This window comes from Hymenobacter taeanensis (genome assembly GCF_013137895.1).
Lineage (GTDB): Bacteria > Bacteroidota > Bacteroidia > Cytophagales > Hymenobacteraceae > Hymenobacter > Hymenobacter taeanensis.
The window spans coordinates 3,968,379-3,994,540 of the sequence record NZ_CP053538.1 but is presented as its reverse complement, the minus strand read 5'-3'; the positions used below and the strand labels follow the sequence as shown (position 1 = coordinate 3,994,540).

The 26,162-nt window shown below is 56.8% G+C and carries 20 protein-coding genes; 7 read left to right on the top strand and 13 right to left on the bottom strand.

What is annotated here, in order from left to right:
- Nucleotides 1–250: 250 nt before the first annotated feature.
- The 8 genes from acs to HMJ29_RS16645 form a co-directional block, all read right to left on the bottom strand.
- Entirely contained in the window at nt 251–2,176 is a 1,926-nt protein-coding gene (gene acs, locus HMJ29_RS16680) for an acetate--CoA ligase (protein ID WP_410780012.1), read from the bottom strand.
- 46 nt (nt 2,177–2,222) lie between these two features.
- Nucleotides 2,223–2,603, bottom strand: a complete 381-nt coding sequence (locus HMJ29_RS16675; RefSeq protein ID WP_171592547.1) for a response regulator transcription factor — start codon at nt 2,601–2,603, stop codon at nt 2,223–2,225.
- Nucleotides 2,604–2,688: 85 nt separating this feature from the next.
- Nucleotides 2,689–5,445: a sensor histidine kinase gene (locus HMJ29_RS16670; protein WP_171592546.1), complete on the bottom strand. Its 2,757-nt coding sequence runs from the start codon at nt 5,443–5,445 to the stop codon at nt 2,689–2,691.
- Between the two features lie 184 nt (nt 5,446–5,629).
- Nucleotides 5,630–5,857, bottom strand: a complete 228-nt coding sequence (locus HMJ29_RS16665) for a hypothetical protein (protein WP_244679120.1) — start codon at nt 5,855–5,857, stop codon at nt 5,630–5,632.
- A gap of 207 nt (nt 5,858–6,064) precedes the next feature.
- Nucleotides 6,065–7,525 carry an MFS transporter gene (locus HMJ29_RS16660; RefSeq protein WP_171593382.1) on the bottom strand — a complete coding sequence of 487 codons (1,461 nt, stop codon included), beginning with the start codon at nt 7,523–7,525 and terminating at the stop codon, nt 6,065–6,067.
- A gap of 137 nt (nt 7,526–7,662) precedes the next feature.
- On the bottom strand, nt 7,663–9,189 hold the full coding sequence (locus tag HMJ29_RS16655) for a hypothetical protein (protein ID WP_244679122.1): 1,527 nt from the start codon (nt 9,187–9,189) through the stop codon (nt 7,663–7,665).
- 138 nt (nt 9,190–9,327) lie between these two features.
- Entirely contained in the window at nt 9,328–9,750 is a 423-nt protein-coding gene (locus HMJ29_RS16650; RefSeq protein WP_171592545.1) for an IS1/IS1595 family N-terminal zinc-binding domain-containing protein, read from the bottom strand.
- A gap of 223 nt (nt 9,751–9,973) precedes the next feature.
- Nucleotides 9,974–10,897, bottom strand: a complete 924-nt coding sequence (locus tag HMJ29_RS16645) for a M28 family peptidase (protein WP_171592544.1) — start codon at nt 10,895–10,897, stop codon at nt 9,974–9,976.
- 242 nt (nt 10,898–11,139) lie between these two features.
- Here HMJ29_RS16645 and HMJ29_RS16640 point away from each other — a divergent pair, with 242 nt between their 5' ends.
- Nucleotides 11,140–12,081 (top strand): flavin reductase family protein, encoded by a 942-nt coding sequence (locus HMJ29_RS16640; protein WP_171592543.1) that lies wholly within the window; start codon nt 11,140–11,142, stop codon nt 12,079–12,081.
- Nucleotides 12,082–12,171: 90 nt separating this feature from the next.
- On the opposite strand, the gene HMJ29_RS16635 is transcribed toward HMJ29_RS16640, so the two are convergent.
- From HMJ29_RS16635 to tsaE, 3 genes are all read right to left on the bottom strand, one after another.
- Nucleotides 12,172–12,981, bottom strand: coding sequence for a GNAT family N-acetyltransferase (locus HMJ29_RS16635; RefSeq protein ID WP_171592542.1), 810 nt, complete (start codon nt 12,979–12,981; stop codon nt 12,172–12,174).
- A gap of 470 nt (nt 12,982–13,451) precedes the next feature.
- Nucleotides 13,452–14,681, bottom strand: coding sequence for an alanine dehydrogenase (locus HMJ29_RS16630; RefSeq protein WP_135530701.1), 1,230 nt, complete (start codon nt 14,679–14,681; stop codon nt 13,452–13,454).
- Between the two features lie 94 nt (nt 14,682–14,775).
- Nucleotides 14,776–15,201 carry a tRNA (adenosine(37)-N6)-threonylcarbamoyltransferase complex ATPase subunit type 1 TsaE gene (tsaE, locus tag HMJ29_RS16625; RefSeq protein ID WP_171592541.1) on the bottom strand — a complete coding sequence of 142 codons (426 nt, stop codon included), beginning with the start codon at nt 15,199–15,201 and terminating at the stop codon, nt 14,776–14,778.
- A gap of 146 nt (nt 15,202–15,347) precedes the next feature.
- Here tsaE and HMJ29_RS16620 point away from each other — a divergent pair, with 146 nt between their 5' ends.
- The 4 genes from HMJ29_RS16620 (at nt 15,348) to HMJ29_RS16605 (ending at nt 22,626) form a co-directional block, all read left to right on the top strand.
- Nucleotides 15,348–16,604 (top strand): pyridoxal phosphate-dependent aminotransferase, encoded by a 1,257-nt coding sequence (locus tag HMJ29_RS16620; RefSeq protein ID WP_171592540.1) that lies wholly within the window; start codon nt 15,348–15,350, stop codon nt 16,602–16,604.
- 232 nt (nt 16,605–16,836) lie between these two features.
- Nucleotides 16,837–19,323, top strand: a complete 2,487-nt coding sequence (locus HMJ29_RS16615) for a TonB-dependent receptor (protein WP_244679123.1) — start codon at nt 16,837–16,839, stop codon at nt 19,321–19,323.
- 197 nt (nt 19,324–19,520) lie between these two features.
- Nucleotides 19,521–19,952 carry a MarR family winged helix-turn-helix transcriptional regulator gene (locus tag HMJ29_RS16610; RefSeq protein ID WP_171592539.1) on the top strand — a complete coding sequence of 144 codons (432 nt, stop codon included), beginning with the start codon at nt 19,521–19,523 and terminating at the stop codon, nt 19,950–19,952.
- Between the two features lie 181 nt (nt 19,953–20,133).
- Nucleotides 20,134–22,626, top strand: coding sequence for a TonB-dependent receptor domain-containing protein (locus tag HMJ29_RS16605; protein WP_171592538.1), 2,493 nt, complete (start codon nt 20,134–20,136; stop codon nt 22,624–22,626).
- 127 nt (nt 22,627–22,753) lie between these two features.
- On the opposite strand, the gene HMJ29_RS16600 is transcribed toward HMJ29_RS16605, so the two are convergent.
- Both HMJ29_RS16600 and HMJ29_RS16595 read right to left on the bottom strand, forming a co-directional pair.
- Nucleotides 22,754–23,107 carry a DUF3140 domain-containing protein gene (locus tag HMJ29_RS16600; RefSeq protein ID WP_171592537.1) on the bottom strand — a complete coding sequence of 118 codons (354 nt, stop codon included), beginning with the start codon at nt 23,105–23,107 and terminating at the stop codon, nt 22,754–22,756.
- A gap of 140 nt (nt 23,108–23,247) precedes the next feature.
- Nucleotides 23,248–24,102 carry a DNA/RNA non-specific endonuclease gene (locus HMJ29_RS16595; protein ID WP_171592536.1) on the bottom strand — a complete coding sequence of 285 codons (855 nt, stop codon included), beginning with the start codon at nt 24,100–24,102 and terminating at the stop codon, nt 23,248–23,250.
- Nucleotides 24,103–24,488: 386 nt separating this feature from the next.
- Here HMJ29_RS16595 and HMJ29_RS16590 point away from each other — a divergent pair, with 386 nt between their 5' ends.
- Complete coding sequence (locus HMJ29_RS16590; RefSeq protein WP_171592535.1) at nt 24,489–25,139, top strand: (2Fe-2S)-binding protein; 651 nt, start codon at nt 24,489–24,491, stop codon at nt 25,137–25,139.
- Nucleotides 25,140–25,143: 4 nt separating this feature from the next.
- Nucleotides 25,144–26,130, top strand: a complete 987-nt coding sequence (locus HMJ29_RS16585) for an FAD binding domain-containing protein (RefSeq protein ID WP_171592534.1) — start codon at nt 25,144–25,146, stop codon at nt 26,128–26,130.
- Nucleotides 26,131–26,162: the final 32 nt, after the last annotated feature.

The following is a 26,162-nucleotide window of genomic DNA, read 5'->3' as shown; positions in this document are numbered from 1 at the left end:
GTTAGCACAAATGTGCGCTAATCGCGCTTACCTAGAGCAAACGGCACTATGGCTTCTCGAGATGGCCTAGCAACAGTTAGTGCCCAACTGCTCCAGACCCAAACTCAGACATGTAGCCAGCAAGAGTCTTCTACTAGTTCGGTGGCTCAAAATTATCCTCTGCTATTCATACCACACGCATTTTACTTCAGTAGATAAAAAAAGCCGGCTCTTGCGAGCCGGCTTTTCTAGCTAGTACCTGGCGCGCCAGTTACTTGCGCCCTGCAATAATCTCATCTACTACTGCGGGGTCGAGCAGCGTAGTGGTGTCGCCGAGGTTAGAGATTTCCCCCTCGGCTACCTTACGCAGGATGCGGCGCATGATTTTGCCGGAGCGGGTTTTGGGCAGGCCTGATACTATCTGAATTTTATCGGGCTTGGCGATTTTGCCAATTTGGGCCACGATGGTTTCAATGATGCTGGCCTCAATGTGGGCTTTGTCTTTGTCTCCATCGCAGGTCCCGGGCTGGCAGATGACGTAGGCATAAATGCCCTGCCCCTTCACATCGTGCGGGAAAGCCACCACCGCCGATTCTACTACGTTTTGATTGTGGTTGATAGCGTTTTCAATTTCAGCCGTGCCAAAGCGGTGGCCCGATACGTTTATCACGTCATCAACGCGGCCAATGATGCGGTAAAGACCGTTTTCGTCGCGGCGGGCACCGTCGCCGGTGAAGTAGTAGCCTTTGTAGGGCGCAAAGTAGGTTTGCACGGCCCGTTCATGGTCGCCGTAAGTCGTCCGGATGATGCCCGGCCAGCTGTGCTTAATGGCCAGGTAGCCCTCCTCATCGTTGCCCTCAATTTCCTTACCCTCCTGGGTGAGCAGCACCGGCTGCACGCCGGGCATGGGCAGGCCGGCGTGGGTGGGCTTGCTGGGTGTAATGCCGGCCATGGCCGAAATCATAATGCCACCCGTTTCCGTCTGCCACCAGGTATCCACCACGGGGCAGCGCTCTTTGCCCACGTGCTGATAATACCAGTACCAGGCCTCCTCGTTGATGGGCTCTCCCACCGAGCCCAGCACCCGCAGAGAATCGAGAGAGTAGCTGAGCACGTTATCCAGGGGGGCGGCCATCAGGCTGCGAATAGCCGTGGGCGCGGTGTAGAAAATGCTAACGGAGTGCTTGTCAATCACCTCCCAGAAGCGGCCCGCATCGGGGTATGTGGGGATGCCCTCAAACATGAGAGAGGTGCTGCCGGCCAGCAGCGGACCGTAGAGCAGGTAGGTGTGGCCCGTTACCCAGCCAATGTCGGCGGTGCACCAGTAAATATCGTTTTCCTCAATCTGAAACACGTTGCGGAACGTGTAATCAGCCCACACCATGTAGCCGGCAGTGCTGTGCACCACGCCCTTGGGCTTGCCGGTGCTGCCGGAGGTGTAGAGAATGAACAGCGGGTCCTCGGCGTCCATTTCCTCGGCGGGGCAGGTTTTGGGCACATCTGCGGCTTCTTCATGGTACCACACGTCGCGGCCTTCCTTCATTTGCACGGGCCAGCCCAGGTGCTCCACCACAATCACGCGGCGCACGCCGGGGCAGGTTTCCAGGGCCTCATCCACCACGCGCTTCACCGGAATCTGCTTGGCGCCGCGGTTCAGGCCGTCGGCGGTGAGCACCACGGTGGCCTGAGCATCGTTCACGCGGTCGGCAATGGCCGTGGCCGAGAAGCCCGCAAAAATTACGGAGTGCACGGCGCCAATCCGGGCGCAGGCCAGCACCGCAATAGCTAACTGCGGAATCATGGGCATATAGATGCACACCCGGTCGCCCTTTTCCACGCCGTTGTTGTGCAGCACGTTGGCAAACTTGCACACCTCCTGGTGCAGCTCGCGGTATGTGAGGCGCAGGTGGCGGGTTTTGGGGTCGTTGGGCTCGTAGATAATGGCCAGCTTGTTGGCCCGGGTGGCCAGGTGCCGGTCAAGGCAATTCTCCGTGATGTTCAGGCGCGCCCCCTGAAACCACTCGTTGCGGCCCGCGGCCATATCGGAGTCGAGCACCTTGCTCCATTTACGACGCCAGGTGAAGGGCTCCGCCACCTCGGCCCAGAACTGCTCGGGGTTTTCAACGCTGCGGCGGTAGGCCTCCTGGTATTCTTCAAGGGTGCGGATGCGGGCGTGTTTGGTGGGCATGTCAGGCATGAGATATGGGAGTTAGGAAGTGTAGTGTACGTGTGATAATGTGGGTTCAGACGTTCGTGCCGATGAGTTCTTTGATAGTAGTCATGAGCTGGCGAGTGCTGAACGGTTTAGGAATGTAGAGGTCGGCTCCAGCTTCGTACCCCTTCTGAATATCGGCCTCCTTGCTTTTAGCCGACAGAAAAATGACCCGGGCATGGCGCTGCTCAGGCAGCTGGCGCAGCTGGCGGCACACCTCATACCCATCCACATCAGGCATCATCACATCAAGCAGCACCACCTCAAATGGGCTTTGCTTGAGGGCGTCAAGTGCCTCAGTACCATTGCGGGCAATACTTACGCGGTAGCCGTTCTTGCGCATGAGAAATTCAAGCGACATGACAATGTTGGGCTCGTCATCGACAATAAGGATGTGGGGAGTCGTAGGCATGACGAATGGTTGTTTTCGAGAGAGGATCTGGCATTTTTCAGTCCGCAGCGGGCGCCGTGCTTTCAGGCGCAGGGGCCGAGGTGATTCAGCTTGTCTCGCTGGCTGCAATGGGTAATTCAAAGGAGAAGCGTGCGCCTTGCTCGGGCTGGCTTTCTACCCAGATGCGGCCGGCGTGCAGCTCTACTATTTTCTTGGTGATGGCCAGACCCAGGCCTGAGCCTTCGGGCTTGCGCATGGTCTGGTTGCGGGCCTGGAAGAACTTGTCGAAGATGAGCTGATGAAACTCCGGGTCGATGCCCTTACCGTTGTCCTCCACCCGTATGCGGAGCGTATCTGCGGAAGCCTCGGCCACCACGCTAATGCGGCCACTACCATCGGCCCGGCACGATTTCACGGCGTTAGAAAGCAAATTCACCAGCACCTGCATGAGCCGGTCTCGGTCGCCGGACAGCAGCGGTAGGCCCGGGGGCACCACCACATCCAGCTGAATCTGCTTGTCGCGCAGGAGCTGGCCCACCGATTCCAGGGCATCATGCAGCACCTCGGGCACGTCTACCAGGCTCTTTTCCAGCGTTGCCATCCCCGACTCATACTTCTCCAGATCAAGCACCAGCGTAATCAACCGGCTCAACCGCTCCGATTCTTTCGTGATAGTGAGCAGAAAGCGGTGGCGCTCTTCTTCCTCCATCTCGGGGCTGTCGGTCAGGATTTCGGAGAGGGCCCGAATGCTGGTAAGCGGGGTGCGCAGCTCATGCGTAACGGTGTAGAGAAACTCATCTTTATGCTGATCAAGCTCCTGCAATTGGTTATAGGCCTCCTGTAACTGGCCTGTAAGCCGCTGCAATTGGCGCTGCTGCTTCTGGAGCTGGCGGTTGGCTTCCAGCAGCTGCTGGCTTTCGCGCAAGATGCCCACTACGTTATCAAAGCTGATATCCTCCACCCCCACCGATGACGAGAGCAGCAGGCGGGCTGAGGCCGGGCCGATGCTGCCTGCCAGCAGCTTTTCGGCGTAGGCCAGTAAGCGGGGGTCGGCCTGGGGTGGGGCTACGTTCTCGGAGGTAACATGGGCTTCGGGGAAACGCTCAGCAAAGGCGTGCAGGGCCTGGGAGGTCCGTTTTTTACCTAGGAACCCCGTAAGCAGGGCCCGCACATCGGGGAGCGGGGTGCCGGCCTGCCACCCGGCGGGCCCCTCAAAGCCGGTGCGGTAATGAAACACCCCCACAAACTCCTCGGCCAGCCGCTGCTCCAGCGCCGAGGGCATCCGCAGCAACGAGACGCCCACGTAGAGGCCTACGTTGAAAAACCAGCTCCAGAATAGCCCGTGCGAGAGGTAGTCTAGGCCAGTTAAGCCAAACAGCGCAAAGGGGCGTAAGCCACTCCAGCCGCCCAACCCTTGCTCCAGAATTGAAGACGGCAGCAGATCAGGCCCCACCATGGTGGGCACTACCAGCGTAAAGAACCACACCACGAAGCCAGCCAGAATGCCCGCCGTAGCGCCTTGCCGGGTGCCCCCCTTCCAGTAAAGTCCGCCTAGCACCACCGGCACAAACTGCGCCACGGCCGCAAACGACACCAGCCCAATGTTTACGAGGGGCAGCAGATGGCCTACCGCCGCGTAATAACCGTAGGCCAGGAGCAGCACCGCTACCACGGCCAACCGCCGACTATGCAGGGCCACCTGGCCCAGATAGGCAAACCAGCTGGGGCTTTCGGCGCGGGCGGGTGGCAGGCGCACCAGCAGCGGCATTAGCAGGTGGTTGCTCATCATCACGCTCAGGGCAATGGTTTCCACGATGATCATGCTGCTGGCCGCCGACAACCCCCCGAGGTAAATCAGTAGGGCTAGCCACGGGTGACCCGCCTGCAGGGGCAGCGCCAGTACAAACGTATCGGCGTCAATGGACTGGCCCGCCAGCAGGCGGCCGCCGAACGCCAGGGGCAGCACAAACAGGTTAATGATAATGAGGTAGAGCGGAAACAGCCACATGGCTTTGCGCAGGTGGTTCTCGTTCACGTTCTCCACCACCGAAACCTGAAACTGCCGGGGCAGCAGCAGAATGGCCGACATGCTCAGCACCAGCAGCGTAAACCACTGCGTACCGCTGGTGCCCGCCCCTTTCAGGGTAAATAAGCGGCTCAGATCAGGTACTGCCGCCGCCTTCTCAAATACGTCGCCGAACCCTTTGAACAAGCCAAACGTCACGAACAGACCCGCCGCCAGAAAAGCCACCAGCTTCACCAGGCTTTCCAGGGCTACGGCCAGCACCATACCCTCGTGGCGCTCTGTGGCCTCCACGGAGCGCACTCCAAAGATGATGGTGAAGAAAGCCAGGGCGCCGGTGGTTATAAGGGCGGAGCTGCTGGCCACGGTACCTTCCGCTAGTATAGAGGTCTGCCCCCCGCGGGTCAGGATATCAAAGGAGGCGGCAATGGCTTTGATTTGCAAAGAGATGTAGGGCACTACCCCCAGCACGCACACCACCGTCACCAGCGCTCCTAAGGAGGCACTCTTGCCATACCGCGCCGAAATAAAATCGGCGATGGAGGTAAGGCGCTGCACGTGGCAGATACGAATGATTTTGCGTAGCACCAGCCACGCTACCGGCGCCATAAGCGTAGGCCCCAGGTATATCCCAACAAACTCCAACCCAAAGTACGCGGCCCGGCCAACTGAGCCGTAGTACGTCCAGGCGGTGCAGTACACGGCCATGCTGAGGGCGTACACATAGGGGTTGCTCACCAAGCTCCGCCGCGCCGCCGAGCGCCGCTCAGCTGCGTAGGCCACCCCAAACAGCAAGGCCAGGTAGCCAAAAGAGAAGCAAATAACGAGCAGGGTGTTCAAGTTTTTGGAAAGGAGGTGATTGGGTGAGGAAGTGAGTTGAGTGGGGAGACGATTGGGTACTGGGGTGCTGGGGCAAGTAGGGTAGCCTGGGCCAGTTATGAAATGACGAGGAGAGACGGTAAATGGTAGACTTCAACTCTAATTACCCCATTACCTCCTCACTTCCTCACCCATTAACTACAACTCACTTTGTTGCTTTGCTTCCTCTCACCAGCAGGCCTGTTAAGAGCACCAGTGCGGCCCAGGCCAGGAGCACGTAGAGATACAGCACCGGAATGCCCAGCACGCGGCCGCCCTGGTCGAATACGGCCAGCAACGGGAAGTTCAGCAGCACGGCAAACAGCAGACTCACGAAGAGCAGCCGCTGCCCTCGGCGTTGCTCCTGCTGCTCCTGAGGCGACATGGGTAGCATAACGGGGTTGGGTAGAATACTGAGTGGGTAAGCCTCTTCAGACGTACGCTTGCACACTACCGGGCCTGGGCTGGTGTGAAGCGGATTTAATGACGTGCGGGCGGCTATGTAGCAGGAAGTCCGCCGAACCTGGGGCTCGGCGGACTTCACAACTACCATTCTTTGCAAAGAGCGGATGCCAGCCCTCTGGCAGTGGGTAGGCTAGTACTACTGAGCCGTATCGTCCATGAGCTTCACGTTGCGCACGTCCTTCATCAGGGCCTGGCCAATAAACCAGCAGATGAGGGCAATACCCACCGGATACACGAGGCCGGCCAGCGTGCTGTGCTCCTTAATGAAAGCCGAGTCTGAAGCGGCGGCCCGCAGGGTAAGAGCCGTAGCAATCAGTGGCACGAAGCCCCCAAATACCCCATTACCGATGTGGTAAGGCAAGGAAAGCGAAGTATACCGCACCTTGGTGGGGAACAGCTCTACCAGGTAGGCAGCAATGGGACCGTAGGCCATGGTCACGAACAGAACCAGGCAGAACACCAGGGCCGTCATTCCCACCAGGTTCGGTGAGAGGGCCTTCATTACAGCCGGCACGGCTTTGCCGGTAGCGTCTACAGTGGCGGCCGTAACCTCAGTGAGGGGACCGGCAAACTGCTTAAGGCCGTAGAAAATGGGAAACGTAAACAACGCGCCGCAGAGCAGGCCCATCATGATGATCTTCTTGCGGCCGATGCGGTCTGAGAGCGAACCGAAGTACACGAAGAACGGAGTGGCCAGCACCAGCGCCACGCAGAGAACTATGCTGGCGTCTACCAGGTCAAGCTTCAGCGTGTTCTGCATGAAAGAATAGGCGTAGAACTGCCCAGTGTACCACACCACGCCCTGTCCCATGGTGGCGCCAAACAGTGAAATAAGCACCAAGCGACGGTTTACGGGATTTACAAACGACTCGCGCAACGGGTTGGAGCTCGTCTTGCCTTCTGACTTAGCCTTGGCAAACAGTGGCGACTCGTGCAGCTTCCGGCGGATGTAGTAGGAAGCAATAACCAACAGGCCCGAGAGCAGGAACGGAATGCGCCAGCCCCACTCCTTGAAGGCCTCTTCGCCCATGGTTTTACGGGTGATGATGATTACCAGAATGCTCAGCAGCAGACCCGCGGTTGCGGTAATCTGAATGAAGCTGGTGTAATACCCCCGCTTGTTATCAGGGGAGTGCTCAGCTACGTAGGTGGTAGCCCCGCCGTATTCGCCGCCCAGGGCCAGGCCCTGCAGCAAGCGGAGCAGGGTTACTATCACTGGGGCAGCAATGCCTATCTTATCATAGCTCGGTATCAGGCCCGTGACGAAGGTAGCTCCCCCCATAATCAGCAGGGTAAGCAGGAAAGTGTACTTACGCCCAATCATGTCGCCGATGCGACCGAAAAACAATGCCCCAAAGGGCCGCACCACAAAGCCCGCCCCAAACACGGCCAGCGTACCCAGAATGGTATCCTCAATCTTGCCCGCCGAGCCAAACAGCACCGGCCCGATGATTGCGGCCAATGACCCGAAGATGTAGAAGTCGTACCACTCAATAACAGTACCCACTGAGGAGGCGGTGATTACCTGCCAGATCTTGCTGGTCGAAACGGCGTTGTTGTCGTGGGTTACGGCATCGTTGGCCGATGCCCCGCCCATAGGCGTGGCCCCCGCGTAGGCCTCGCGCTGCGGTAAGTTGTGGTTCATGCGTGGTGGGAGTTGTGGTGAGTTGAAAGAAAACAGCCCTGGCGCCGGTGCTCATGTGGGAAGCAGCCGGTGAAATTGGGCAAGATGTATTACAGGAAAATCTGCGTTTGCAGTGTAATCTCGGGCTTGTAGTCTAGGGTATTGAAGTTTCCGGTGGCGGGCACGTAGCCTTCAAAATCGGGGCGGGCGCGGTAGTTTAGCGTCACCTTGGCATTGTGGCCGTCTAGCAGCACGTTCACACCCGCATCGTACACGTTCACGGCCTTGGTGTCGCCATTGGTGTAGTGCAGGCCCTCGTAATTGCTGTGCAGATAGGCTACGTAAGGCTGCAACCGGGCTTTCGGACCGAAAATCTGCTGTGGCAGCAGAAAGCCTGCCTGTCCGTAGAAGGAGCCTCCCGTACCAGATTGCGGCACCGCGTTGCCACGGTTGGCAGTAGTGCCATACCCAGGATTGTCGGGTCCTATAAAGCGTACATGATTAGGCCCCATATTGTAGTTGTAGTACACGCCGTAAAGCGTGAGGGCCGTGCGCGAGGCAGTATCCAGGGGCACATCATAGAAGGCATCAATGCCAAATAACTTCAGGCTGTGCTTATTAGTAGCAACCTGCCCGAAAGGATCAGCCGTGATGGAGGGGGTCACGGTCACTACACTGGACGTGGGCCGCGAGTACATGGCATCTTTGTTATAAAGGAAGCCCGCGCCTACGCTAAATACCCGTTTTGCCCCCAGATAAGTACCCGTGAAGTAAGGCAGCAGGTTAGCCTCAGGCTCAAAAAAGTTGTAGCTCACGTAGCCCTGATACACATGGCTGGTGTTCTGCGGATTGTAGGCGGCCACTCCCGTGCCGGTGTTAGTGGTTACCCCGGCGGCAGTACTGCTAGAGCCTAGGCTGAGTGGGGTGCTGGCCTGGTTTGTCAGGAAAGCATCGCTAACAGAAAAGCGGTAATCGAGCTTATTGATGCGCCCCTTGGCGTAAATTCCCAGCCAACGCGCAAACTGGTCGGCGGCCTCAATAGTAGGGAAGTTAGTAAGGGGCAGGTCCAGGGGCAGAATGCTGGTGGTACTGGCACTGGTGATGCGTGAAATGCCGTTGAGATAGTGCAAACCGCCGCCTAGGCTCAAGTACTTATTCACTTTGTACTCCGTCACGGCTTCGTGAATGAAGAACTGGGGCTTCTTGCCGTCGGCAGCTGGGGTTAAACCTCCGCTCACTGCATTCTGGTTGTTGATACCCATGTGGGTATAAATGACAAAGCGCGGGTTGAGCTGAGCGAGCAGCACCAAACGCGAGCGACGCAAGCCAAAGTCAACCTGCCCTTTTTGTGGCTTACCCGGTGCCCGGAGGGTGCCGGTATTATTCTCGGTGTAGCGGGTGTACACCTGATGCCAGGTGAGGAAACGCAGATACTTGGAGCCGTCCGGAGAGAGGTTAATCTTCATTCCCGCGCCGTACGGCGCCGATTTAGCAGGCGCAGGTGGGGCCGGTGTGGGCGCTGGTGCTGCCGGTGGCGGGGCCGGCTGCTGGCCGGCTGGAGGAGGCTGAACTTGCGCTACAGCGCCAGCGGAGACCATCAGGGCGCTGACAGCCAGTGCGTAACGAGTATTTCGCATAGGAATGGGGGTGGGTTGGGGAGTGGTGAGAATAGAACCAGCCGCAACCAGGTTGTAACACCCGGATCAGCTCCTCCAAATAGAACAATCCCCTGATGGGAATCACCCCCTTGCTATACTTCTGCTAAACCTATAGCTCTAAGCCTGCCGGAACCGCTCCCATCGAATCATCATGTACTTGTCGCCTAGTTCTGTTACTACTAGCCCGGCCCCCTTCAGGTGCTGCGGATCCTGAAAATACTCAGTCAGCTCCCTCTGATTTAGAATCTTATAAGTAGGGTGATATTCCGTTTGGCGAGGTGCCTTCATGCCATATTTCTTCACCCAGTTCATTACGCTCACGTGGCTCACTCCCAATAGCCGCTCAATCTCCCGGTAGCTTACGCCCTCCACATATAGCTGCAGGGCCTTGATAACATAGTAAGGATTTATCTCCTTGCCCGTTTTGGCCACTGAAAAATGGTAGCCGCAGTTCTTGCACTTAAACCGCTGCCGGCCGCCTATTATACCGCTTTTGGTAGCATCCGTTGATTCACACTTGGGACAGGCTGGCTTTGACATACGGCGGGTGAGTAAGTGGTTACTAGCAAGCTATATCTATTTAGTAAAGATATAGTATTTTAGCAACTATCTTACGCTACTCCTATATAAAAGGATACTCCCAACATATTAGGGAGTTCCTTAAGTAGTACTCAACCCTAGTCAGCAAGTGCTGAGCATTAGCTGACAGGAGCAAGTATTATGCAGGCTGGCCCACAAGCCATTAACTTCAAACTCAAGTGGTCTAGATACTCAGTACCACCGCCAGCAGCGCATTAACGCTTAAGCCTAGCCGGCGCATGTCAAGGCGGTCAAGTGTATCCGTTATTTCGTGATAATGCTTGTTGCGGTAGAAGGCCGTATCAGTGAGCAACACCGCCGAGTACCCAAACTGCCAGTAGTTGAGGTGGTCGGAGAAGTCGATGCCTGGCAGCCAGGCCGGAGCCTTGAAGCGCTTTACAGGCAGGCCAGCCTCGCGCTTGTACAACCGTGCGAACTGACGGCCGAAGTGGCCATTTCCAAATTTCTGAGCCACGGTTACATAGTTGCCCCGACTGCCATATACTGCCTTCAGCGGGCCGACAGGGTAGTCTTGGCTGCCTTTGCGGTCATCGAAATACCCCAGCATCTCTAGAGCCACCATGCCTTTTACGTCTACCTTTTCATCGAGCAGCTGCTTGGCATGCACGTAGCTGCCCATGCTTTTGGTGCGGAAGAAGGGCGGCTCTTCCAGGGTGTAGGCCACCAGATCAATGCGGTAGGTCAGGTTAGGTTGCTGACCCAATAAGCGCGCCAGCTCTAGCAGGGCCGTCACACCGGTGCCGTTGTCGTCGGCACCGGGCTGCTCACCGCACACATCGTAATGCGCCCCAATGATAAGCCGCGGCCCATCCTCCGGCCCGAAGCTACCAATCAGGTTACGGTAGGTGCGCCCCTGCACGCGGTACGCCTGTTCTGAGGGGCGGGCCCCGGCGGCCACTAACTGCGCACTAATGTAGTCGGCGGCTTGGTTGAGGCTGGCTTCGTGGAGGTAATTGCGGGGCTCGGGAGTAGTAGTGAGAGCCACCAGGTGCTGGCGCAACCGCGCCGTATCAGCCGTAACCGACTGGCCCAGCGCGGCCACAGCAACCAATGAGAACAGCAGCAGAGAAACAAGGCGAAAGAGCATAGAGGCAAAGGACTGTTATTTCGAGCAGGACAAAGAAGCTGGGCACCTTGGTGTAACCCCGGTTTTCTAGTGCTCCTCAAGCTGACACGTATAGAATAGGCTTGCCTGACAGATCACCACTAGTGCTAATTGGTTGCTTCCGGTATCACGCAGAAGGTAGGTTTACTTCCAGAACTGGCCTACACCAAAGTTTCCGCAACAAACGCGAACTTCGGGCCACCAATTTCCCACCCCGTTTCTACATGCCCACTCCCACCCCATTCCGCTCCATCGTTCCCACCGACCTTAAGCCCAGCGAGTGGCACCCCTTTATGGTGGGCGCCGTAGCGCCGCGGCCCGTTGCATTTGCTAGCACCATTGATGCGACTGGGAATGTGAATCTTAGCCCCTACAGCTTCTTTAACTGCTTCGGCTCCAACCCGCCCATTCTGGCCTTCTCGCCCGCCAACCGCGTTCGCGACAACTCTCAGAAGCACACCCTGGAAAACCTGCGCGAGGTGCCCGAAGTGGTCATCAATATCTGCGACTACGCCATGGTGGAGCAAATGTCATTGGCCAGCACCGAGTATGCCAAGGGCGTGAATGAGTTTGTGAAGGCTGGCTTCACGGAAGTAGCCAGTCAGCAGGTGCGTCCGCCCCGCGTAGGCCAGGCTCCGGCTGCCTTTGAGTGCGTGGTGGAACAGATTATTGAGCTGGGCACCAACAACGGCGCCGGCAACCTGGTCATCTGCCGGGTAGTGCTGGCCCACTTCCGCGAGGATATCATCCTGCCCTCCGGCATCGGCATCGACCCCCACAAGCTCGATGCTATTGCCCGCCTTGGCGGCGACTGGTACACCCGCGCCTCGGGCAGCAGCCTGTTTGAGGTACCCAAGCCTAACCGCAACCTAGGCATCGGCATAGACCAGCTACCAGAGCACATTCGCAACTCCGACATCCTCACCGGCAACAACCTGGGCCGCCTCGCTAACATCGAAGTGCAATCCATGCCTTCCGCTGAGGACGTACAGGCCTACCGCCACGAGCCGCTGGTGACCTACACGTTGCAGAAGTACCAGACGGACCCAGCTCAGCAACGCCAAGAGCTGATTTTGTTGGGCAAGAAGATTCTGGAAGAAGGCCGGCTGCAGGAAGCGTGGAAGGTGCTGTTGCTGGCGGGTAAAGAGCAAGTCAGCTTAGCCTAACTACCGAAACGGCCTCTAAACACACCGATTAGCACAATTACGGATAGCAGGCCGGTGTGTTTAAAGGCCGTTTGCTTCACTTTATAGACCCTAGGCCAGTAGGCACACCATTTCGTACAGCGCTAGGTCTGTCTGCGCCCAACCGCAGGCCCGCATAAAATCTGTGCCAGGTCCTTCCGGAACTAGGCAAGGCACTATAGTTGGGTAATCTGGAAACCGGGCCTCCAGGGCCCTGACTAAGCGCGTACCCCACCCTTGGCGGCGGTAGGCACGCGGCACTAGTAGCATCTGTACGAACTGCCCGTTAGCATCGGGCCTGATTAGGGCGTAGGCCTGTTCCTGCAACCGAAAGGCTTTAGTTGGCTTAGTAATACTCAGCAGAGTTTCGCCACTGCTCATCCAAGGCAAAGGCTCCTCTGTTTCACGAATAACTACACGCGCCAGTTCTAAGGGGTCCATTTCCGTGAGCATCTCCCCTGTATTAGGGGCTGCGCCGGCCTCTTGCCGAAACCCCAATAGGCGCCTGGTACGCCTAAAGCCGAGCCGTTCATACAACCGAATTGCGGGTACATTCTCCGTAAATACCTCCAGCAGCATCGACTGGTCGCCGCGCTGCTGGGCCTCCTTAAGGGCAGTACCGAGCATAATCTTGCCTAAGCCCTGGCTTCGGTATTCGGGCACCAATCCCATAGCCGCCACCCGGCTCTGCCAGCCCCGCCGCGCGATGAACACCACGCCCACCAGCTCATCTCCCTGAAACCACAGCCGACTTGCTGCCGGGTCTAGGTGCTCACCCCGGAAACGGCGCTCAAAGGCGGCGGCATCAAACACCATCGGCACGAAATAGTGCTGAAAGGAGCGCGTCATGGCCGCCGCTACCTCCGCAGAAGTAAATTCCAAGATTGGGCGGGCAATGAAATTCTTCATCACTTTACAACGGCATCAAATGTGATTAGCATTCTTCCTGCCAATACTTTCCTTCTCCCAAAAAAAATCTCGCATGTATGCATATTGATGTTTATCTAAAGCGAGAAAATAAATTAGGCCATGCACTAATGTGTATAGTAGGTAAACTTGATAGTTATTCAGTAATAACTGGACAATATTTTCACCATTCAGCTATGCTAAAACTATTGTTTGTCGGAGAACTGAGAAGAGAATAAAAAAGGTAAATGCTACTCTAAACCTTATTCGAAATGTTTAGCTGTTAGTGACCTATAAAAACAGATTTATTAGTAGATCAACTATATAGAAGGACTTAAGTAACAGAAAGAAGCCTACTCGCCCTTTTTGTCCTAAGCAGAGAAGTAAAGCAAGAGCAGAAAGTACAGATGAAAGGGTTACTACAAATCTGTACACAACTGAATATGCTAGTTTCGCACGGCAATCATTAACGCCAGCTCTTTGTAGCGCATGTTGAATTTCTTGGCGATGCTGGCGTTGGTGAGGGAGCCCTTATAGATGTAGACGCCGGAACGGAAGTGCTCATTGGTGAAAAGTACTTCGTTGATGCCGCCGTGCTGACTGATTTCCTGCAGAATGGGCGTAAAAATGTTACTCAGAGCATTAGTAGCAGTGCGCGGCACGCGGGAAGCAATGTTCGGCACGCAGTAATGAATCACGTCGTACTTGCGGAAAACGGGCTTGCTGTGGCTGGTCATCTCACTCGTCTCGAAGCAGCCGCCCTGGTCAATGCTCACATCAATAATCACCGAGCCGGGCGCCATCTGCGACACTACATCTTCTGACACCATGAACGGAATGCGGCCTTCCTCAGCGTTCAGGGCCCCAATTACCACGTCGGCGCGGCGGATCTGCTGGTTGAGAGCGTAGGTATCGAGGGTGCTGGTGTAGAGCTGGGGGGTGCACAGGTTCATCTTGAGCCGGCGCAGCTTGTAGAGGTGGTTGTCAAATACCTTTACCTCAGCACCTAGGCCAGTGGCGGCGCGGGCCGCGTACTCAGCCACCGTGCCGGCACCCAAAATCACCACCTGGGATGGGGGCACACCCGTAATGCCGCCCAGAATAATGCCCTTGCCTTCGTTGGAGCGGGCCAGGTACTCGGCCGCAATCAGCATCACGGTAGAGCCGGCAATTTCGCTCATGGCCCGCACCACGGGGCGCGCGCCCGAGGGGTCTTTGATCAGCTCGAAGCTAATGGCGTTGATTTTTTTGCGGGTGAGAGCCGTAATGTACTCGCTGGTGAGCGAGCCAAACTGCAGGGCCGAAATCAGGGTTTGGCCCCCGCGCATAAACTCAATCTCATCATAGGTGGGCGGGGCCACTTTCAGGATGATATCGGCCTCAAATACTTCTTTCTGCGAGTAGGCAATGGTAGCCCCCGCCTCAGAGTAATCGTGGTCGGAGTGTTTGCTGGGCTCCCCGGCGCCGCTTTCCAGCAGTACCTCGTGGCCAGCCTCTACCAAGTGCTTCACGGCCTCAGGCGTGAGGCAAATCCGGTTTTCCTGGAGGGAAGTCTCGCGGGGCAGCCCGATAAACAGCTTGCGCTTCCGTGTTTCCACGGCCAGCATGGATTCCTGGGTGAAGTAGGCGCGGCTCGTAGCCAACGACTCAAATCCGGGGGGTACTGCTTCGGGCATTTTCTATAATTAAAAATCAAGAATTAAAAATTAAAAATCTTGATTGGCAGCTCATTAAACGTTTTAGGACGGCCAATGGCTCAACTCTTAACTTTTAACTTTCAATTTTTAATTCCCTGGTTTCTAGGCCAGTGACGGTGAGCGTTATGAGCAGCCGATCCGGAGGCAATAATTCCTCAATGCGGCTAGGCCACTCTATCAGGCAAAGATAGCCAGAATCGAAGTACTCCAACGCCCCAATTCCTTCCGCCTCCCGCGGAGTATCAAGCCGGTAAAAGTCGAAGTGGTAAATCGGCTGGTTTTGGGCATCGCGGTACTCATTCACCAGCGAAAATGTGGGGCTGCTTACTTCATCCTGCACGCCCAGGCATTGGCATAGGGCTTTGATGAACGTGGTTTTGCCGGCACCCATCTCACCTTCAAAGCAGATGATGGAATGCCCACGCAGGGCTTCACGCACTTGGGCAGCGGCGGCAGGCAGGGCGGCCAGGCCAGAGATTTCTAGGGTCAGTAGAGACATAAGCAGGCAAATAGGCTGCAAGTTTACGAGGCCTGGGCCACTCCTGCACTAATAGTGGAGCGGGCTAATTGTTCAGAAACGGATACTGGAAATCCTTCAGAACCACGTACTCTGTTACCTTTGACCGACCCAAAACATACTAGCTCATGCAAGTTTCGAGAATGGCCGGCAGCCTGATTGGCTCCGAAATCATCAAAATCGGCAATGAAGTCAATGATATGATTCGCAAGGGGGAGCAGATTTGCAACCTCACCATCGGCGACTTTGACCCGTCAATTTTTCCAATTCCGGAAGAGCTTCAACAGGAAATTACCCTGGCCTACCAGGCCGGTCATACCAACTATCCGCCCGCAAATGGCATGGTGGGCCTGCGCGAAGCCGCGGCTGCATTTACTAAGTCACGCCTGGGCCTTGAGTACTCGCCCAACGACTTTCTGGTGGCTGGCGGCTCTCGCCCCCTGATTTATGCCACGTACCTGGCCCTGGTTGACCCCGGCGACAAAGTGGTATTTCCGGTGCCGAGCTGGAATAACAACCACTACTGCCACCTCTCCTCTGCCCAGAGCGTGATGGTAGAAACCCGCGCCGAGAACAACTTCATGCCCACGGCCGAGGAGCTTGCACCTCATTTGGAAGGCGCTACCCTCCTGGCCCTGTGCTCTCCGCTCAACCCCACCGGCACCGTATTCACCCGCGAAGGCTTGGAAGCCATCTGCGACCTGGTGCTGGCCGAGAACAAGCGCCGCCAACCCGGCGAGAAGCCCCTCTACCTGCTCTACGACCAGATTTACTGGCTCCTAACCTTCGGCACCACCGAGCACTACGACCCCGTGAATCTGCGCCCAGAGCTGCGCGACTACACCATTTACATTGATGGTATCTCGAAGTGCCTGGCGGCTACCGGGGTGCGCGTGGGCTATGCGTTTGGCCCGCTGGCGGTGATTGATAAAATGAAGGCCATTCTGGGCCACGTGGGGGCCTGGGCCCCTAAAGCTGAGCAGGTTGCCACGGCCAAGTACCTGCCCCAGGCAGAGAAAGTTGATGGCTTCATGAGCCAGTTCAAGGATAAGGTGCAGCGCAGCCTAACCACTCTCCACCAGGGGTTACAGGCCCTGAAAGCCGATGGGTACCCCGTTGACTCTATGGTGCCGATGGGAGCCATTTATCTTACGGCTAAGCTGGATGTGCTCGGGAAGACTACGCCCGCCGGGCAGGTACTCACCACTACCAAGGAGCTGACCTCCTACCTCATCAGTGAGGCTCGCTTGGCGCTGGTGCCCTTCAGCGCTTTCGGCAATGAGCACACCGCACCGTGGTTCCGGATGTCGGTGGGTGGTGCTTCGCATGAGTCTATTGAAGCAGCTTTGCCCCGCCTGCGCGCCGCTCTCGATGCGCTAGTGTAGGCTAGCTTTTAATAGTCAGCTAGTTGTAAGATTGCCCTGCCCATCCTGCCAGGATTTGGGCAGGGCACTTTTTGAGTTAATGAATTTTTCATGAGCTAGGTAGCACTCCTGCCCATTGAAGTTTCCCAAAAATGGGTAATATGCCTATCTTTCCGACCAACTGACCTGCATTCTGGTACTGGAGGAGCCACTACTTCTGGGTGCCATCTCTCCCTTCCAAACCTATTGCACGATGTTGCTTCACAACCAACTCATCGTGTCTATGCCATTTGCTTTGCCCGGTTTTCTGGGCCGTTTTGGGCTAGTTGCCAGTATAGCGCTACTGCCCGCCTCTGTAGTTGCTCAGGCCCAGTCGGCCCAGGTGCGCGGCCTTGTACGCGCTACCTCCGGCAGTGTCCTTGAATACGTTACGCTTACCCTCCACCGAGCTACCGACTCGGTAGCTGTTAAAACTGAATTCAGCGACGCCCAAGGCGCCTACCTCCTCCTTGCTCCTCCTGGTCGGTACCTGGTATCGGGGGCGCTGGTAGGCTATGGCCGCGCCTGGACTCCTGCCTTTGAGCTGTCGGCCGCTGGCCTTACCCTGCCGGATCTGCGGCTGGCGGCTACGGCAGCCACTACCCTGAAGGGCGTCACTGTTACAGGTCAGAAACAACAGTTTGAACGCCTCTCTGACCGTACCGTAGTAAATGTTGAGGGCACCCCGCTAAGTGCCGGCAATACTACACTGGATGTACTCAGCCGTGCCCCCGGCGTAACCGTTGCGGGCAACGACAACCTGGCCCTGCGGGGAAAGCAGGGCTTGCTGGTGCTCATTGATGGCAAGCGCGTGCCCCTTATTGGCACCGAGCTAGCCGATTACCTGCGGGCCCTCCCCGCCGAGCAGGTGCGCAGCATTGAGTTAATCACCAATCCACCAGCCAAATATGATGCGCAGGGAGGAGCAGGCATCATCGCCATCAACTTAAAGAAGGATCAGCGCCTGGGCACCAACGGTAGCGTAAACACCAGCTACGGGCGCGGACAATACGGCAAGTTTACTTCAGGGTTCTCTCTCAATCACCGGCAACAGAAGCTAAACCTGTTTGCTACTTATTCTTACGCTGACCGGCAGAGCTTTCAAAAGCTCAACTTTTCCCGAATTTTTTACCAGGACGACCAGCAGGTACGCAGCCAGAGCATTCAGTATAACGATGCCCGGGGGCACCTGCAGTCGCATACCTGGCGCGCGGGCCTCGACTACACACTCACTAAAAATACGCAGTTGGGAGTGGCGGTGAGTGGCCTAGCAAGCCGGGTACCTTCACAGGGAGAAAACACTGGCCTGTTCCTGAATGCGCAGACGCAGCCCACGGCCCAATTCACCTCGGATATTTACCGGAACCTGCGCACTCCCAACCAAACGGCAAACGTATCGGTGCGGCACCGTTTCGCTCCTGATTCATTGGGTACCCCGGAGCTGTCGGCTGATTTTGATTTTGGCCGGTACGGGACCTACCGCACCCTTGACTTGCTCAACCACTTTACGCTGCCAACCGTACTGGATAACCGCCTGATTGGCGACCAAAACGGACGACTCTCTATCTGGTCGGGTAAGGCCGACTACATTCGGCCCCTGCGTCATAATCTGCGCCTGGAAGCCGGGGTGAAAGCCAGCCGGGTCAACTCAGATAACGATGTATTATTTCTGAAGGTGATTAATGGGGTCCAGAGCGTAGATACCCGCACTACCAATCAGTTTCATTATGATGAGGATATTCGGGCGGGGTACCTCACCCTTTCCCGCACCCGGCCGGGCCTCACGCTCACCGCTGGCCTACGCGGAGAACAAACGGTAGTAGAAGGTCGCCAGGCCATCGGCGACCAACGTTTCCGCCGCAATTATTTTCAGCTGTTTCCCAACTTCAGCCTGGAGCGGGTGCTAAATCCTCAGCATACACTGGCCCTGAACTTCAGCCGCCGCATAGACCGCCCTACTTATAACACCCAGCTCAATCCCTTCCGCTCCTATATTGATGCGGTTTCTTACCGCAGCGGCAACCCCAACCTCTGGCCCCAAACCAACCTGGTGGCGGAGCTAACGCACACCTTCAAGCAAAAGCTGGTAACAGGGCTTAGCTACACGCGTACCTCCCGCCCCATTGTAGGCGCCACGCTGCTGGATGCCGATGGCCTCGTAGTTGCTACCTTCACCAACCTGGAGGCTCAACATTATTACGCCTTCACATTTACCGCTCCCCTCAAGCCTACTAAGTGGCTCAATCTGTACGCAAATGCAGAGGTATTCTACATTTATTTTGAGGGACAGCTGACCAATGGTTCTAAACCAGCTTCGGGGCGGCCGGCGGCCATACTTAGCGGCAATGCAAACCTGAGCCTGGGCAAAGGCTGGACCCTCGACCTAAACGGCAACTACCATACCCCGGAGCGGTATGCCTTTGAACGCGTCCGGTCCTTTGGGCAAGCCGCGGCTGGGGTGCAAAAAGGGCTTGGCAGCCATGCCTCCTTGCGGTTCAACGTAACCGATATATTCTACACGGCCCCTCTACGCTCTACCTCTACGTACCTGCCTTTGCAGGAAGTATTCCGCAACCGGCAAGACTCCCGGGTTGCCACACTGGCCTTTAACTACCGGTTTGGCAACGACAAAGTAGCCCCTTCGCGCAGGCGAGCTACGGGCGTGGAAGATGAAAAGCGCCGGGCCGGCAACGTTCAATAGCTCTTCTACCCCTAATTCTTCAGGAAGCCATTCTGCCCGCAGAGTGGCTTTTTTATTGTTCCATCCCCAGCTATTGGCGCTAGGCCACTTCCGCACCCATAACAGATTCAACTGGCCCTCTGAGAAATTATTTTTCTGACCTCGGGCAACCTTTATGATACATCATACATCTATATGATATATCATTAAAATTCCTAATGCTCTCTTCAATCATCTTCTACTCCCTTGATAAAGCTATCAGGCAGTACCGCAAAATGGCGCAAGCCAATATTGACCGGGCAGGTGTTGCCATTACAGTTGATCAGTGGCTGGTACTGCAGGTGATTCAGGAGCACGACGACCTAACGCAAACCGGTATTGCGGAGCGTGTTTTCAAGGACCAGGCCTCCGTGGCCCGCATGATCAGTTTACTGCTGACGCGTGGACTATTGGTCTCGGAGCCTTCGCGAAATGACGGGCGCCGTTCGCGGCTACGGGTAACGCCCACTGGCCTACAAACACTGGCGGCCGTGGAGCCAGTGGTGCTCAACAACCGTAGTGTGGCGTTGAGAGGCATTTCTGAGCGGGAACTAAGCGTACTGAAGGAGCTTCTGGAGCAAATCTCTGCTAACTGCTCTGCTTCCAGCTAACCCCAATCAACTACTGATTTGAAGACAGCTATAGCAGAATAGACATACTATTTTTTGTTAATACGAAAACTTTCGTACGTTTACTACGAAGCACTTCGTACTTCATTTTCACCCTACTCCCTTCCTGGCCAGCAGCGAGCGGGGCGACCTGTTATACCCCAATTTTCACCTCCTGGAAGTCATGAAAACTTCGATTTGTGGGCTGGTCTTCCGGCCATTATTTCTGCTTATACTAGGCGCTGCCAGTTGCAACGATGCGCAGGCCCAGAATGCCAGCGGTTTGGCAGGCAGTGTAAAAAGTGCGTCTGGCCTTCCCCTTGAGTATGCCACTGTGGTACTGCACCGGGCCAGTGATTCAACTGTGGTGAAGTCAGAGTTCAGCGACGGGGAAGGCAGCTTCCGCTTTGAGTCAGCGGCAGCTGGTCGTTATCTGGTTTCGGCCTCACAGGTAGGGTTTACCCGCTCCTGGAGCAGGCCCCTTGAACTGCCCGTGGCCAGCACTTTTTCCCTTACGCTCACGCTGCAGCCTACCGGCGCTACCAACCTTAAGGAGGTGACGGTATTAGGTCAGAAGCCGCTTTACGAGAGGGAAGCTGACCGCACCATTGTTAACGTGGAAAATAGCACCCTATCGGCGGGTAATACTACGCTGGATGTACTGCGCCGCGCCCCGGGGGTTACGGTAGATGGCAACGACAACCTGGCCCTACGGGGAAAACAGGGCTTATTGGTACTCATTGATGGCAAACGCCAGCCCATGACCGGCACTGAGCTGGCCGATTATCTGCGGGCCTTACCAGCTGAGCAGCTTAAGAACATTGAGCTGATTACCAACCCGCCGGCCAAGTATGATGCCCAGGGTGGGGCCGGTATCATCGCCATCAACCTCAAAAAAGACCAGCGCCTGGGCACTAACGGCAGCGTGAACACCAGCTACGGCCGTAGCTTTTTCGGGGGTAAATTCACCTCTACCCTCTCGCTGAACCACCGCCGCAAAGGGTTAAATATTTTCGGAAGCTATACTTACTCAGACCGCCACAACCAGCCACTGCTCGCCATCAGTCGCGACTTTTATAGCGTGCATGACCTCGGCGGCCCCGAAGCCAACCGCACCTTCACGGGCAGCAGTGAGCAGGACAACCGCAACCAGGTACACGGCCGCAACCACGCCGCCAAAGCCGGCTTCGACTTCACCCTCTCTGAGCGGACGGTGGTAGGCGTGGCGCTCAACGGTTTCACAAACCAGGTACCCCAGAATGGCACCAACTTCACCCAGTTCTTCAGTGCCGAGGGTGGTCTACTGGAAACCTACCGCTCCACCAACGTGCGTACCTCCCATTCACCGAACGGAGCCGCCAACATCAACTTCAAGCACACGTTCCCGGCCGACTCAGGTAATACGCGGGAGCTGACTGCCGACGCTGATATAGCCCGCTACTCTACTGACCGCACCCAGAACCTCACCACCCGCTACGAAGGAGGCCGCCTGCCGTTTGTGCTGCGCGGTAGCCAGGAAGGCGACCTTACCATCAAGTCGGCGAAGGCTGATTACGTCCAGACGCTTGGCAAACAGCTGCGCCTGGAAGCCGGCGTCAAGGGTAGCCAGGTGTACTCTGATAATGACGTGCTGTTCATTAACAACCTCAGCCGCACTGGCCTAGACTCCGTGGATCTGGGCAAAACCAACCGCTTCCGCTACAACGAGAACATCAGCGCCGCTTATGGCACGCTCACTTTCACACCCCAGCCCGGCTTTACGCTCACGGCGGGCTTGCGTGGCGAGCAAACCAATGCCAAGGGCCGCCAGTCGGTAGGGAACGAGGGGTTTGACCGCAACTACTTCCAGCTGTTCCCGAGTGCAGCCCTGAAGCACCAGCTCAGCAAAGACCACGAAGTAGCCGTATCGTTGAGTCGCCGGATTGACCGGCCCAGCTACAACCAGCTCAACCCCTTCCGGGCGTACATTGATGCCACCACGTATGGCTCCGGCAACCCCAACCTGCGGCCTCAAACCAGCTACAATGTAGAGCTAAACCACACGTTTAAGCAGAAGTACACTACGGGCCTCAACTACACCAAAACCTCGCTGCCTATTATTCAGGTAGTGCAGCCGGCTCCTAGTTCTGAAGGGCGGCAGCAGGTAGTATCTACCAGCGTAAATCTGCAGGCACAGGAGTACTATGCCCTGGACCTAACGATACCATTGGAGCCCATGAAGGGCTGGAGCATTTATAATAACGCGGTGGTGTACTACTCCCGGTTTATGGGTAACCTGGCAGGCACCAACCTTAACCGGGGCCGGGCCGCCTTCAACATCACCAGCAACAGCTCCTTCACGTTTGGCAAAGGCTGGTCGGCTGATTTAAGTGGCAGTTACCAGTCGCGGGAGTTATATGGGTTCCTGGATGTGCGCCCTCAGGGCCAGGTAACGGCCGGGGTACAAAAGGCATTCTGGGACCGGAAGGGCACCCTGAAGCTAAACGTAACGGACATCTTCTTCACCAGCCCCGTCCGCGCTACGTCGTCTTACGCCAACTACGTAGAGCGCTTTTACCAGCGCCAGGACTCCCGCGTGGCCACTCTTTCCTTTGGCTACCGCTTCGGCAACGACAAGCTGAGCACCAACCGCCGGCGTACGGGTGGCGCCGAGGAAGAAAAACGCCGGGCCGGATAAGCCTGGTGGCCTAGCCGCGCAACTTCCTAAACAAGCCTTCCGGCCGCCTGCAAGCATCTGACACCCCCAAAAAGCGGTGCATTCAGATGCCTGTCGGTGGCCGGAAGGCTTGTCCTAGGCCAGTAGGTTACCTCTTGTCCTTCAGGGGGTCGTGTCCCCAGTTCATGAGGGAGTAGCGCCAACGGGATGTTTCTACATCTTCCTCATGATGAGGCCCCTGCCCAAGATGACGGCTCACATAACTGTGCACTTTATGCATGTGAGCTTCATCGTCGGAGGTTAAGTCGGCCTTTTTCTTGTGCAGAATTCGGATGATGTGCTCCCCCGATTTGTGCCCAATGCTGGTGCCATCGCCACTATCCTGGCCTACGGATTTTGATTCATCAGTCTTGAGCCATTTTTCCAGCTCACTTGCGGTCATATTTACATCCTGCTTAAACTCGTTGTAAATATCTGAGGCGGAAGAATCTGAGGTTGCCATATGCCAACAGGGTTAAGTGACTACGCCCACCAACCAAGGTGGCTTCAAGTTCTTACGCAAGTGCTGCCCCTCAGTTAATACAACTCTTTGTCCTGCTGAGGTTTTTCGCTGCCTCTTTTATCTGCCGTGTAGGCAGGCCACTACTCCGTGGGGCCCGCGTCTACGGTGCTCTCAAGCTTGGCTTGGACTGCCGGTGAAACGGCCGACAGCAGATCTAGGCCAGTAGCGGCTTCAATGGCATCAACGCTCACACGGTACTGGCCCCAGTTGCTGCCGATGCTGTTATCGTTGGGCGAGTCAATGGCAATAACGCGCGTACCCGTACTAACGCGAGCCGCATCATTACTGCCTATGGGCAGTATTATCACTACTTTCCAGCACCGGCGTGGCACCGTCACGTGCCCCTCGTCAATGGTTTGGGTTACTCCCCCATCGGAGCCGCTGCCACCTTTGCCGTAGCTCCCACATAGTATATATAGTTCTTTGCCTGTATCGGCCAAGGAGCGGCAGTACTCCTCCAGCCGGGCCCAGGTTTGCTGATTACTGCGCGGCGCCTGAGGCGTCATGTTGGTCATCAGAAAAGTGGCCGAGTTATCGGCTACTGTTTTGGTGCGGTCGGCGGAGGGGCAGTTATGGCCCCTATCAAAGCCAGAGCCTTGGTAACTACTCCCCTGCACCTGGTACCACCCCTCCGGTAAGGCATCATCGGCCCGGAAGTCATCTTGGCGGGGTGCTGCCCCCCGCCAAGTATTATCCAGGTGCCAGCTCACCCAATTCGGAATTCCACGGTCGCGGTGGTAGCTGAGCGCATACTGTGGTTTCAGCAGCAAGTAGTTAGTAGGCTTTTTAACATCAGCTACCGCTCCGCTGGGGTTGCCGAGCGTGAGATGTACACTGGTTGCCTTCGGGGTAGGATCAGGCGAGTTACTGGAGTCGCAACTAGTTGCGGCAGCCAACACCAGCAGCAGGTAAGCGGGTTTGGTTAGTAGTTTCATAGGGAAGGTGTGCGGAAGAAGGAATCGGCAGGTATACTCAGGACAATGTTACTGCTTGGCAACTCGTAAAGAAGGGGCTACCAATACCACCACTTCATGTAGACTCCATAAGCCAGTGTTACTACGCTGGACACCCCCTAAACGAGCAAGCTTACATAAGCGGCCAAGCTTCACCATTTGAAAAGCGTATTCTTCTCTTTGAAAACTTTACAAATGAATCGTAGAGAGGCCAAGACCTTTGACTACCTGGCCTCGTAAAAGGCAGGCGGCACTACCCCAAGAGCCCGCCGCCATCGCGGGCAAAGCCCTGCTCGCTGCCACTTTGGTGGCGTGCACTTTAGTCTGCCTTCGGGCGAATTCTCTTTGCCACTTATTCCCGATTAAGTATGCAGTCTGATTTATTTCCTGAGGACCAGCCCGAGGCATCGCGGCCGGCAGATGGCTCACGCCGCACCTTCATGCAGCAAGCCGGGGGCATTCTGGGCTTCGCGTTGGCTTCACCTATCGCCAGCCAGGCTGAAACGCTGGCCGAGAAGCTGGCGCCTAACAACCCCATCGTATCAGGTGCCAGCCCTCTGCAGCTCACCATCAACGGTCAGGTAAAAAACCTGACCCTGGAACCCCGCACTACCCTACTCGACGCCCTGCGCGAATACCTGGACCTGACCGGGACCAAAAAAGGCTGCGACCACGGCCAGTGTGGGGCCTGCACCGTGCACGTTGACGGCCAACGTACCCTGTCGTGCCTGACCCTGGCCGTGATGGTGAAAGGCAAGGAAATTACTACCATCGAGGGCTTGGCCACAGGCGAGCAACTACATCCCATGCAGGCGGCATTTGTCAAGCACGACGGTTTTCAGTGCGGCTATTGCACACCCGGTCAAATCATGTCGGGTGTAGCCTGCGTGCGCGAAGGCCACGCCACTTCCGACGACCAAGCCAGGGAGTGGATGAGCGGCAACCTATGCCGCTGCGGCGCCTACGCCAACATTCTGGCCGCCGTGCGCGAGGTGGCTGGCCAACAAGCAAAAGGCTAAGCTCATGAACAACTTCAGCTATACTCAGGCCACCTCGGCAAAAGAAGCCACGGGCCGGTTAAAGGACCAGGACCAGGCCGCTTACATTGCTGGCGGCACCACGTTGCTTGACCTAATGAAGGCAGGCATTCAGGAGCATCCGCTGCTGGTCGATATCAATTTGCTACCCTTTAAAGGCATTGAGCAAACCAAGGAAGGGCTGCGCATCGGGGCCATGGAGCGCATGAACGCCGTGGGCGAGCATCCACTCGTAGTGCAGCAATTCCCCGCCGTATCGCAGTCGCTGCTGCTGGCGGCCTCCCCGCAGTTGCGCAACATGGCCAGCATCGGGGGCAACATCTTGCAGCGCACCCGCTGCGGTTACTTCCGCGACCCGGCCTTTCCCTGCAACAAGCGCGTACCCGGCTCGGGCTGCCCCGCCCAAACCGGCGACAACCACAACCTGGCCATCCTGGGCGTGAGCGAGAGCTGCATTGCCAACGCCTATCCCGGCGACCTGAGTGTGGCTCTGTCGGCGCTGGACGCGGTGCTGACGCTGGAAAACCATAAGGGCAAGCAGCGCCAGGTACCTGTGACCGAGTTCTACCTGCTGCCGGGCAGCACGCCGCAGAAGGAAAACGTACTCGAACCCGGCGAGCTAATTGTGGCCGTGACCATCCCGCAGGCCGCCCATGCTCAACGCTCTACCTACCTAAAGGTGCGCGAGCGGGCTAGCTACGCCTACGCTCTGGCTTCGGCTGCGGTGGGATTGGATGTGCAGAGCGGCACCATTCGCTCGGCCCGCGTGGCGCTGGGGGGTGTGGGCGCCCAGCCCTGGCGCAGCCGTGAAGCCGAAAGGGTGCTTACCGGGGCACCGCCCACCGAGGCCACCTTCCGGGCGGCGGCAAAGGCCGCACTGCAGGATGCCCGCCCCCGCGAGCACAACGCCTACAAGGTGGAGCTGGCGCAGAATACGCTGGTGCGCGCCTTACAGCAGGTAGTCGGCGCGTAGCGCCCCCTGCCCTCTCTCATTCCGTTACGCCT

What these genes read in the sequence shown, in the direction of transcription:
- acs (WP_410780012.1), bottom strand. Translation starts at nt 2,176, where the DNA reads ATGCCTGACATGCCCACCAAACACGCCCGCATCCGCACCCTTGAAGAA.
- HMJ29_RS16675 (WP_171592547.1), bottom strand. Translation starts at nt 2,603, where the DNA reads ATGCCTACGACTCCCCACATCCTTATTGTCGATGACGAGCCCAACATT.
- HMJ29_RS16665 (WP_244679120.1), bottom strand. Translation starts at nt 5,857, where the DNA reads ATGCTACCCATGTCGCCTCAGGAGCAGCAGGAGCAACGCCGAGGGCAG.
- HMJ29_RS16660 (WP_171593382.1), bottom strand. Translation starts at nt 7,525, where the DNA reads ATGGGCGGGGCATCGGCCAACGATGCCGTAACCCACGACAACAACGCC.
- HMJ29_RS16655 (WP_244679122.1), bottom strand. Translation starts at nt 9,189, where the DNA reads ATGCGAAATACTCGTTACGCACTGGCTGTCAGCGCCCTGATGGTCTCC.
- HMJ29_RS16650 (WP_171592545.1), bottom strand. Translation starts at nt 9,750, where the DNA reads ATGTCAAAGCCAGCCTGTCCCAAGTGTGAATCAACGGATGCTACCAAA.
- HMJ29_RS16645 (WP_171592544.1), bottom strand. Translation starts at nt 10,897, where the DNA reads ATGCTCTTTCGCCTTGTTTCTCTGCTGCTGTTCTCATTGGTTGCTGTG.
- HMJ29_RS16640 (WP_171592543.1), top strand. Translation starts at nt 11,140, where the DNA reads ATGCCCACTCCCACCCCATTCCGCTCCATCGTTCCCACCGACCTTAAG.
- HMJ29_RS16630 (WP_135530701.1), bottom strand. Translation starts at nt 14,681, where the DNA reads ATGCCCGAAGCAGTACCCCCCGGATTTGAGTCGTTGGCTACGAGCCGC.
- tsaE (WP_171592541.1), bottom strand. Translation starts at nt 15,201, where the DNA reads ATGTCTCTACTGACCCTAGAAATCTCTGGCCTGGCCGCCCTGCCTGCC.
- HMJ29_RS16620 (WP_171592540.1), top strand. Translation starts at nt 15,348, where the DNA reads ATGCAAGTTTCGAGAATGGCCGGCAGCCTGATTGGCTCCGAAATCATC.
- HMJ29_RS16615 (WP_244679123.1), top strand. Translation starts at nt 16,837, where the DNA reads ATGTTGCTTCACAACCAACTCATCGTGTCTATGCCATTTGCTTTGCCC.
- HMJ29_RS16610 (WP_171592539.1), top strand. Translation starts at nt 19,521, where the DNA reads ATGCTCTCTTCAATCATCTTCTACTCCCTTGATAAAGCTATCAGGCAG.
- HMJ29_RS16605 (WP_171592538.1), top strand. Translation starts at nt 20,134, where the DNA reads ATGAAAACTTCGATTTGTGGGCTGGTCTTCCGGCCATTATTTCTGCTT.
- HMJ29_RS16600 (WP_171592537.1), bottom strand. Translation starts at nt 23,107, where the DNA reads ATGGCAACCTCAGATTCTTCCGCCTCAGATATTTACAACGAGTTTAAG.
- HMJ29_RS16595 (WP_171592536.1), bottom strand. Translation starts at nt 24,102, where the DNA reads ATGAAACTACTAACCAAACCCGCTTACCTGCTGCTGGTGTTGGCTGCC.
- HMJ29_RS16590 (WP_171592535.1), top strand. Translation starts at nt 24,489, where the DNA reads ATGCAGTCTGATTTATTTCCTGAGGACCAGCCCGAGGCATCGCGGCCG.
- HMJ29_RS16585 (WP_171592534.1), top strand. Translation starts at nt 25,144, where the DNA reads ATGAACAACTTCAGCTATACTCAGGCCACCTCGGCAAAAGAAGCCACG.